The organism is Mycoplasma tracheobuteonis (genome assembly GCF_054456995.1).
The window spans coordinates 1-10,317 of sequence record NZ_JBTKTG010000016.1 but is presented as its reverse complement, the minus strand read 5'-3'; the positions used below and the strand labels follow the sequence as shown (position 1 = coordinate 10,317).

The 10,317-nt window shown below is 27.9% G+C and carries 6 protein-coding genes, 1 tRNA gene and 1 other RNA gene; 3 read left to right on the top strand and 5 right to left on the bottom strand.

From position 1 onward, the window contains the following. Positions 1 to 149: 149 nt before the first annotated feature. The 5 genes from ACX1M8_RS03035 to ACX1M8_RS03015 form a co-directional block, all read right to left on the bottom strand. Positions 150 to 1,118 (bottom strand): 5-methylcytosine restriction system specificity protein McrC, encoded by a 969-nt coding sequence (locus tag ACX1M8_RS03035; protein ID WP_458836768.1) that lies wholly within the window; start codon positions 1,116 to 1,118, stop codon positions 150 to 152. Positions 1,119 to 1,303: 185 nt separating this feature from the next. Continuing rightward, positions 1,304 to 1,378, bottom strand: a tRNA-Thr gene (locus tag ACX1M8_RS03030). 1 nt (position 1,379) lies between these two features. Beyond that, positions 1,380 to 1,753, bottom strand: a transfer-messenger RNA (tmRNA) gene (gene ssrA / locus ACX1M8_RS03025). Between the two features lie 14 nt (positions 1,754 to 1,767). Then, positions 1,768 to 2,202, bottom strand: a complete 435-nt coding sequence (smpB, locus tag ACX1M8_RS03020; RefSeq protein ID WP_458797995.1) for an SsrA-binding protein — start codon at positions 2,200 to 2,202, stop codon at positions 1,768 to 1,770. A gap of 69 nt (positions 2,203 to 2,271) precedes the next feature. Then, complete coding sequence (locus tag ACX1M8_RS03015) at positions 2,272 to 4,332, bottom strand: GmrSD restriction endonuclease domain-containing protein (protein WP_458836767.1); 2,061 nt, start codon at positions 4,330 to 4,332, stop codon at positions 2,272 to 2,274. 1,090 nt (positions 4,333 to 5,422) lie between these two features. On the opposite strand from ACX1M8_RS03015, the gene ACX1M8_RS03010 reads away from it, so the two are divergent. The 3 genes from ACX1M8_RS03010 (at position 5,423) to ACX1M8_RS03000 (ending at position 9,937) form a co-directional block, all read left to right on the top strand. Beyond that, positions 5,423 to 7,912 carry a valine--tRNA ligase gene (locus tag ACX1M8_RS03010; protein WP_458836766.1) on the top strand — a complete coding sequence of 830 codons (2,490 nt, stop codon included), beginning with the start codon at positions 5,423 to 5,425 and terminating at the stop codon, positions 7,910 to 7,912. After that, complete coding sequence (locus tag ACX1M8_RS03005) at positions 7,900 to 8,730, top strand: bifunctional 5,10-methylenetetrahydrofolate dehydrogenase/5,10-methenyltetrahydrofolate cyclohydrolase (RefSeq protein WP_458616317.1); 831 nt, start codon at positions 7,900 to 7,902, stop codon at positions 8,728 to 8,730. Before ACX1M8_RS03010 ends, ACX1M8_RS03005 begins: the two co-directional genes overlap by 13 nt. A gap of 1,063 nt (positions 8,731 to 9,793) precedes the next feature. After that, complete coding sequence (locus ACX1M8_RS03000) at positions 9,794 to 9,937, top strand: hypothetical protein (protein ID WP_458616316.1); 144 nt, start codon at positions 9,794 to 9,796, stop codon at positions 9,935 to 9,937. Positions 9,938 to 10,317: the final 380 nt, after the last annotated feature.

Sequence of the window (10,317 nt, the reverse complement as noted above, 5' to 3'; positions counted from 1 at the left end):
AAGTGTGATTCTTGTATAATTTATAAGAAATCCTTTCGAAGGGGTTTTAGGTGGAGCACAAAAAAACAGCGCTCCACTTTTATTATATCTTAATAAAAGTGTTGCACTGCAGATTACAATCGAGCGAGCCACCTTCATTGGTGACTCTTTTATTTTAGGATTTTCTCATATAGAATATCTTTTATTTGAGATAAATTACTTGTTGATAAGTCATTTAAATAAAAAGGCAATAAAATAATTTGAATATCGACATTTGAAGAACGCGAAAATCAATGTTTCTTTCTAGGTTTATAAGTAATGCTTTCAAATTTTATTTTATCGCAATCAGAAGGGTAAATTAAGAAAGCATTTTTTACTTTTAAAGCTTGTACATAGGTTAATAGTTGATATATATCTGCATTATCAATCTGAATTTTACCTTCTTGATTAATAACTTTTTTGTTTTTAATTTCTATTATACTTTCAATTTTCTTACCATTTTTAACAATGATGTCTGGATTAAGACTGAAATTATTAGCTAAATCTGAATTTTTTCTTTTGGATATGATGTTGTGAATTTTATATTGGTAATTAATCCTTTTAAAGGTGCGTTTTTCAGAATTTAGATTAAGTAAAATGTTGTAAATAAAAATTTCAAAAGCGAAACATATAGGAATATAAAATTCTAAATGATCGCTTTTTATCGCATCATCTAGCAGTACTTTATAATATTCATGAATAAATTTGAGTCTTCACGCTTCTGCTTGAGCATAAATTGATTCAAACATTTTATCATCTAAAGGAATTAGATTATTTATAATTTTTTCTTCTTTATTATTTTTTATTAAGTTGTATAAACATTCAAGCTTAATTTGTAAGTTATCAATTATTTCTGAATATTTAGAACCTTTAAAGTTGTGTAAATAATCTAGAATAATTAAATTAAGCTTATTTAATACAGTTTTATGATAAGGTTTATAGTCACAATTATAGGTTTTATCTGAAGGAAGAATTTCTCTAAAAATAAGACAGATTCAATTTTTAAATTCATCAGGGAAATAGCTATCTTCTTCGCTTTCAGTATCATTTTTATGGTGGCTAGTAGCGAAATATTGTTCGTAATAATAAGGACTTGCCATATCGAATTTTATCCCTAAAAGATTCAATTCTTTATTATCGATAACGACATGCTTCACAGTGCTTTTAATGTTTTTAAAATCGTGCTTTTTATTCGGAAATAATTTATTTCAATTTGTATTTTTTCAATCCATATTTAAATTATATACCTAATTTAAAGCATAAAAAAATCATGCTATGCATGAAATGGTGCCCTTTATGAGAATCGAACTCATGATGGTTGGTTACGAGTCAACTGTTTTACCACTAGAACTAAAAGGGCATGGTGGAGATAAGGGGAATCGAACCCCTGTCCACATTATAAAGGACTTACTACGTCTACAGTTTAGTTTGCTTTTAATAACACCATAGGCTTAAAGCAAACTAAAAAGCTTTATGATGTTTGACGAATTTCATGTAAGCTTGTCAACCCTTACACTATCCTCTTACCCGACTTATAGAATCAAGGAATTTTCTATAAGTCACTAGATCGCAAATATTAAGCGAAAGCTAGATTTGAGTTGTTGTAAGCAAAAACCATTGGGTTAATGCTTGTTTCTTTTTTATCGTTTCCGTTTAAAAAAGTCTAGAAGTATTATAGTCTACCAAACTACTGCAATAATAAGAGTCTATAACATGTCGAAACCATTATATCCCCATAGTACAATTGTATTAAAATAGTAAAGTTTTAGCAATTTTTTTATTAACTTCTTCTTTAATAATTTTAGCACGCTTATCATACTTTTTAAGCCCACGTGCAAGTGCTATTTCAACTTTTAGACGTGATTGTTCATTGAAATAAATTTTAAGAGGAATGATGGTTAATCTTTGAGTATCTTCTTTAAATCCTATTTTACGAATTTCGTTCTTGTGCAAAAGCAACTTTCTATCTCTTGTTTCATCGCATTTCACTTGCATATATTGTTTAAAATATGCTTCTTTTAAATACATTTCCCCTTTGTAGATAGAACAGAATGCATTTGTGATATCAACACTAGAAGCGCGAGCAGATTTAACTTCTCAACCCATCAATTCAATTCCTGCTTCAAATTTTTCAATAATTTCATAATCACGAAAAGCTTTTTTGTTATTTGCTACTATTTTCATATATCTATTGTACCTTATTTGAAGCGTTAAAAGTGAAGAAAAACAGCTATTTATTAATAGCTGCAAATATTATTTATTTTTGTTAAATGACTGTTTAACTAATTCCATTGCATATTCAAGATCTTCTTCTTTAGTAACGGGTAATTCTGTATTTCCTAAATGTAGGTGTCCGATATTTGTTACATCTCTACAAATGTTTTTGTAGTCATTTACTTCATCAAAATTTAAGTGTAGACCTACAACGAATTTAGAAACTCTAAATGAAATTGATAAGAATGATTTTTTATTTAATTGATATACAACATATACACCTGTGATGTAACGCGTAATATTCTCATCAAGCTGTCTTACTAGTTCATCAAATTTATTAAAGATATCCCTAGTATTTTCATTCATGCGGAATGAATCAATACTGTATTGAGTTTTAGTCATTTTACGCTTTTCTATAGTTTCAGCATCTACATCAGGGTATTTTCAAATCTTTAATGCTTCAGCACTTAGTAATTCACCACGTTTTCTAATTTCTTCAGCATTTCAAGTTTTTATATCGTTTTTAATAAAGTATTGATTTAGTTTATATGGTGTAAGCTTAATTCCACCGTGCATATTAAGCTTAGTTAAAAAGTCGCTATTACTCATTTCAGAATTATAGTTAGTTAAAGTTAAATTACCTATTTTGTGAACATTTGTTTCTCTAATTGCTAGATAATTTTCACCAATCATTTCTTGTCATTCAATATTTAGGTTACCTTGAGGCATAATGTGCTCAATAGTAACGTTATCAATGTTTATAGTATTTTTGTTATTAAATTCTTCTAATGATTTTAAGATATATCTCTTAGTTCTTAGATTATACATAGGAACTTCAATGAATTCTTCACTAAATTCATCATCTTTAGGGAATCTTTCTCTACCTTCTGATTCTGTGAGATAGTCACTAACAGAATTAACTAGGTTGTCTGGTTTAGCTTTTGCAATAGCTAAAGCAAATTTTTTATTTAAGACGTTACTTGGCAATTGACATATATTTCTTCTGATTATAAAACTAATAGATATTTCTAAAACTTTGCAAACATCCCGAGAAGTGATAAAACCTTCTTGGTATAGATCTAATAAATACATAAAAAATGGGTATGTTACATTTATATCTAAATCTTTAATGCTTTTTAAAATTTTGCTGATAGAACTATCGCCATCATATTTACCGTTAATGATTTGAGAGTAGATCTTACCTTTCTTATAAAGATCTTTGCAAATCTCTACATTTTTGTTTTCAATATTTAAGTAATGGAAGTATTTTTTAAAGTCATCATAAATCTTATCTTTACGAGATATATTACCTGTTTTTAGGGTTAAATAGTCACGAATAAAATTATCAACAGTTTCATTATCTAAAATATCATTAAATGTAAATAACTGCTCAAATTTTACTCAATAATTTTGATATACCTTCTCTTGAATTGTAGGATTTAAATCCATAAGTAAGAAATTTCTAATTAAATCTGATTCCGTTAAGTCCTTACCTGTAGAGTTTAAAGATTCAAATATTGATTGAGCATCACCATGTCCTCTATCTAAGACAATTTGAACTAATCAAAGTTTTCTTACAGTCATTTGAAGCTCATCATAACTAATATTACTTTTCTTAATTTTATCTTTAAAAAAGTTATAAGTGTGTAGAACTCTTGAACTTTTTTCGCCACCTTCTCTTTTTTCGATTAGGCAAGCTAAAACTTCATCATCGTTTTTTCTTGATTCGATTCTACGATAAATATTGTCAAGGTACTTTGTTGTTAAATAGCTGTTGTGAATTTGCTCTGCTCTATCATATTGTTTATTCTCAAAATAACTATCACGTAGAGCTGTAAGAAAAATTATAAGTGTTGTTAATCTTTGCTGTCCATCAATAATGATAAATTGATTAATTTCATTTGGCATTGGTGTTTCTGCTACAGCTACCATTGATCCTATAAAATAGTCTTCTTTATTTAAATTATGCACATCAACTATATCATCTCACAGTTTTGAAATTTGTTTATTATCTCAACTGTATGGTCTTTGATAAATTGGAATAATGTATTGTGCTTGAGCTCCTAATATATCTAAAATATTGCTTCTTTCTGTTTTCATCATAATTTACCTAGTTAAATTATATATTAATTGTTTTACATAGAACAATCTAACTAAAAATAGTTTATATAAGGCAAAAAAATCGTGATAAAACACGCTTAAGTCATATAAACATCTTATAAATGCACTGCAAAATTCTCGATAAATAGTTATAGATTTTCATTTTATATGTCGTAAAAAGATAATAAAAAGAAGTCTTTCATAAGAACTATATAAGACTTATGAGTAAACTTCTTTTGATTTTTATCCAATGAGTTTGAATTGTATTTGTCTATTTATTTTTGTATAAATAGACAAATTTAAATATTAGTGCATAAAATGTTAATTAGACAAAATTTACTTATGATTTAATAATTTTATCAACATGATTTTCATTCACGTTCATAGGAATAATATTACGGATTGATTTTCTATTAATAACAGCTAGGATTATTATTCCTATAAGAGACACAACAAAGGTTGAAAAAATCCATATCATCGGTAAAATAATTCTAATCATATATGAATTGTATGATCTTTCATAATAATATGTTGATCTTGTTGAACTCGTAATTATAAATGGATAGCAAATTAATATTATAGTAGTTATTGCTAACACGATGCTCAATATAAGTAGAGCTTGTTTAATCTTTTTAGATCCTGCATTTGCATTCATATTTTCTCCTTGAAATGTATAAATAAAATCTCAATTATTTATATTAGAATGTTATATATTTATAATACCATAATTTAAGCTCTTATATATATATATATATATATAAGAGAATTTTGCGAAACGAAATTTAGAATTATATACACACTACTAATGCAACTACAAAGTTAACATTTCACAAAATAAAATAATTCATAAAATGTTTAATATTGAGCAATAATTTAAAAGAAAATAAGTTAGTGATCATAGAATTTTTACTAAATTATCAACTAAATTTAAAACAGTTATTGACTACTACTTCTGTAGAATAGGACTAGAAAATTTATTATAAAAAACTTTTTTATTTTTCATTAAAAAATGTATAATAAGTCAATTTTTTAGCAAAAGTAGTATAATAATACTACTTATTTATACCCCACTTTTAAAGTTAGGAGAAGCATGGAAAAATCATACAATCATAAACTTGTTGAAGATGGAATAGAATCCAAATGACAAGAAAAAAAATACTTCCAAACACATGATGAAGCTAAAAGACCTTTTACAATTTTATTACCTCCACCAAATGTTACAGGTAAGCTTCATTTAGGGCATGCATTAGATGTTTATATTCCAGATACAATTATCCGTTATAAAAAGCTTAATGGATTTGATGTTATGTGAGTACCAGGTATGGATCACGCCGGAATAGCAACTCAATCAAAAGTAGAAGACGAAATCTTTAAAGCAGAAGGAAAAAATCGTCACGATTTAGGAAGAGAAGAATTCATACGTCGTGTTTGAGAATGAAAAGCTGAATATGCTGAATTATTCCGTAAGCAATGAGCTACAATCGGACTTGCATTAGATTACTCTCAAGAACGTTTTACATTAGATGAAAAAGCTAATCAAGCTGTATCAAAAGTATTTGTTGATTTATACAACAAAGGATTTATATACAAAGGTGTAAAAGCAATAAACTGAGATGTTAAGTTACAAACAGCTTTATCAAACATTGAAGTAAATAACGAACCTACTGAACAAAAAATGTACTACATTAAATATCCAATTGAAAACTCAAATGAATATTTAGTAATTGCAACAGTTAGAACCGAAACTTTATTAAGCGACGTTGCTGTTGTCTATAACCCTAACGATGAACGCTATAAATATTTAGAAGGAAAATATGTAATTCACCCAGTTACAGGAAAAAGATTACCTATTATTGCTGATGAATATGTTGAAATTGGATTTGGTTCAGGTTTAATGAAACTTAGTGCTCATGCTGAAGCTGATATCGACATCATGCAAAAACTAGGTTTTGAAATTCTTGAAACTATAGATAAAGCTGGAAACATTAATTATCCTGAATTTCCTGAATTTCACGGAATGGAACGTTTTAAAGCAAGAGAAGCTATTGCTCAATATTTAGCTGAAAGAGAATTGCTTGAAAAAGTTGAAACAACTATTTCAAATGTTGGAATTTCAGATAGATCTAAAACTCCAGTTGAAATTTTAGTGCTTCCACAATGATTTGTTAAGATGGAACACTTTAGAGATTTAATTCTAAATGATTTAGATTCAGGAAAAGGTGTTGAGTTCTTCCCTAAACGTTTTGAAAATACAATGCGCCAATGAATGGAAAATGTTTATGATTGAACTATTTCAAGACAATTATGATGAGGGCACAGAATTCCTGCTTGATATGATTCAGAAGGAAATATGAAGGTTCAAGTGGCTTGTCCTGGTGAAGGGTGAATACAAGATCCTGATGTGCTAGATACTTGATTTTCTTCAGGACTAGCTCCATTTGTGTTCCTAGGGTGACCACAAGATGACAAACTAACAAAAAGATATTATCCAACATCATTGCTTGTAACAGGATATGACATTATCTTCTTCTGAGTTGCAAGAATGTACTTCTTTGGACTTGAATTTATGGGAGAAAAACCTTTTGATGAGTTGCTTTTACACGGATTAATTCGTGATGCTCAAGGTAGAAAAATGTCTAAATCACTAAATAATGGTGTTGATCCTATGGATATGGTTGATAAATATGGTTCTGATGCTTTAAGATGGTTCTTAGTAACTAATACAACACCAGGATTAGATATTAAATTTAGTGATGAAAAAGTAGAAGCTGCTTGAAGAGTTAATAATAAACTTTGAAATATAGCCAAATATATCTCTGATTTACCTGAAAATGATTTAGAAGAAACAGATGCTGATAAATGAATAATGGAAAAATTAGCTCATTTAGAAGCTAAGATTAATACTCACATTAAATCATATGATTTTGCTGTTTTAGGAAGTGAAATTTATCGTTATTTATTTAATGATCTTTCAGGATGATATGTAGAGTTTTTAAAAACAGCTTATTCTAAGCAATCAGCGATGGAAGTGTTAAGAAAAAGCTTAATTGTCCTTCATCCATTTCTTCCATTTATCACAGATCGTTTATACAGTGAAATTTTTAATTCTGAATTATTGGAACAAAACTGACCTTCATTCCAAACTGAAGGCCAATCATCATATATTAATGATGTCATCCAAGTGGTTACAGAACTAAGAAAATACCGTGAAGAAAACAATATTTCTAAGAAGGAAGTTCTTTTATATAGCCTAGTAAATGAGCTAAATAATGATGCTATTGCTATGATTAATAAAATGGCTAATGCTGAAGTAGAAAGCAACGTAGATTACTTGATTGCTTTAGAAAATAATACTTTATACATCAAACAATCTGCTGAAACGAAAGCTAAAAACAAAGAAATGCTTGAAAGTAAAATTGCTTTTGTAAAAAGCGAAATAGCTCGTGCTAAAGGAATTTTAAGTAATGAGAAGTTTGTAGCTAAAGCTCCTAGAGATAAAGTTGAAGCTGAAGAAAATAAATTAAAAAAATACACTGAAGAATTAGAAAAATATGAATTGGAGTTAAGATGCAAATATTAAGTGGAAAAGAGTTAGCTAAACAAGAATTAGCTCAATTAAAACAAGAGTTAATTGATTTAGAATTACCTAGAGCCTTAACAATGGCAATCATCCAAGTTGGTGATAATGAAGCATCAAATAAATACATCAAACACAAATTAAAAGTTGCAGAAGATTTAGGAATCGAAGCTACATTATATAAATTCCCTGAAGATATAACTCAAGATCGTTTACTCAAAAAAATGGATAGAATTAATGAAAAACACGATGGAATTATCGTGCAATTACCATTACCTAAACATTTACCTACACAAGTTATTTTAGATGCTGTTCCATATGATAAAGATATTGATGGATTAACAAGCAAAAACGAATTTAGATTATATAATGATCAACCCGAAAAACACTTTGTTCCAGCAACTGCACGTGGTGTTTTAGAATTAATGGAGTACTATAATATAGATGTAAAAGATAAGAAAGTCTGTGTTGTAGGACGTTCTCATGTAGTAGGAAAACCATTAGCTCACATCATTAAAAGAATGGGTGCAACTGTTGCTACATACAATGAAGAAACCGGAATCAAAGGAATTGAATCTGGTGATATTGTTATTGTGGCTATCGGAGTAGCTAAATACATCAAGGCTAAAAACCTTAAAGAAGGTGCTATTGTTATTGATGTAGGTACTAACCTTGATGATAAGCTTACACAAGAATTATGTGGAGATGTAGACTACGAAGATGTAAAAGATAAGGTAGCTGCTATTACCCCTGTTCCAGGTGGTGTTGGTCCTATGACTGTTGTTTCATTAATGAAGAACTTAGTAGATATTATTCGTTAAATTAGTGCTTAGGCACTTTTTTATTGCCGAAATAGCCACATGCTAGCATTAAACGTTATGATATGTGTATAAAATATATTTAAGATATAATGCAAAACTGCATTTTGTGAAAATTTTCCCAAGTTTTCACATATTTATATCATTTCCTTCTCTTTTGTGAATTTATAGTTAGAATTAAAATGTAGAGAAGCAAATTAAAGGGAAAAAATATGTTTGTTAATTAAACAACAAATTGTGATACTATCTAAACCAAAAACTAAACTTAAGTACTTATCAAACAAGCGTGGGTGATGTATTAGGAGATCTCGTTGTAAATTAGAAGACGATAGGTTACATAATTTTGCCTTCTGCATCTGCGTAAAAAAGCCAAAAGCATCATCTTGATTAACTGATATTTGTTTACAAACTGATTGAAATAAAAATAAAAAATGAGAGTTTTTATAATGAAATTATAGAAGCATATTCTGGTGGTTATTAAATGAAAAATGAAAAGAAAACAATATTAATCCTTTGATGGATATTATTTATTAGTGCACTAATATTGGCGACGGGAATACTAGCATTGATCCTTATTTGTATACTGATGTATTTATTAAATTTGAAAGAAAGAATAAATCCTTTTAATATTTCATTTATTACTTTATTTATGATTTGATTTATTCCGTTAGTTGTAACATGAATTTATTATTTTATATATAGTGCATTTAACTTTTTAATTCGTTTAAAAAAGAGTACAAGGGATTTGGAAAATAGATTTCCACAACAAAAAAGTAAGATGATTGACTTTATTTATAGATATTTCTACATTCTTAATACTAATGAAATAGAGAATGTAAAATGGAAAAAAAGTTCGCCAACTAAGTGTAATTTGGTAAAACTTATAATTATGATATCGTCCATTATTACTGTCTTCTTACCAATTGTAATTTTAGGACAGCTAATATATATAACTACAATTGACATTGCACTATTTTACATATCCATGCCTTTATGATTCTTGGGAATATTATGAACTGGATATGCAACTAAATTTACTCCTTACCTATTAGTAAAATGAAATGGGATGGGTAAAGAAGATTTCAAAAATCTATTTACTAATTTACTATTCAATTCTTTTGCTAGAGAATATCCATTTAAACTACTTGAATGACAAATAGAAACACTTATTCCAAAAAGTCCGAACTCTCAAAAAAATGTATATAAATAAAAAAATAATAAGATATTGCAATAATTTTGTGTAAGTTAGAAGAAGATAATGTTTCTTTTAGCAAAAATAGAAATTATGAATTTATAAAACTTTTTAACTCCATATTATATTTGTATGGGGTTTTTCAATATAAACATGTGATTGTTACTTCGTTCAATATAGCCATATATTTTAATATTTATGTAAGCATTCTAGATAAATAATGTGTTAAAATCATCTTTCTTATTTTGGATTATAGTGCTTAATCTGCTGTGTTAGTGGTAGCTGAAGATGATACTGTAAATAATTTTGTGTAAATTTGGAAAAGATAAGTAACTTGTATGGGAATAGACCGAATGTTGTGTAATCACCTTCGTAAATAGAAAGGTGATTTTTTGTTA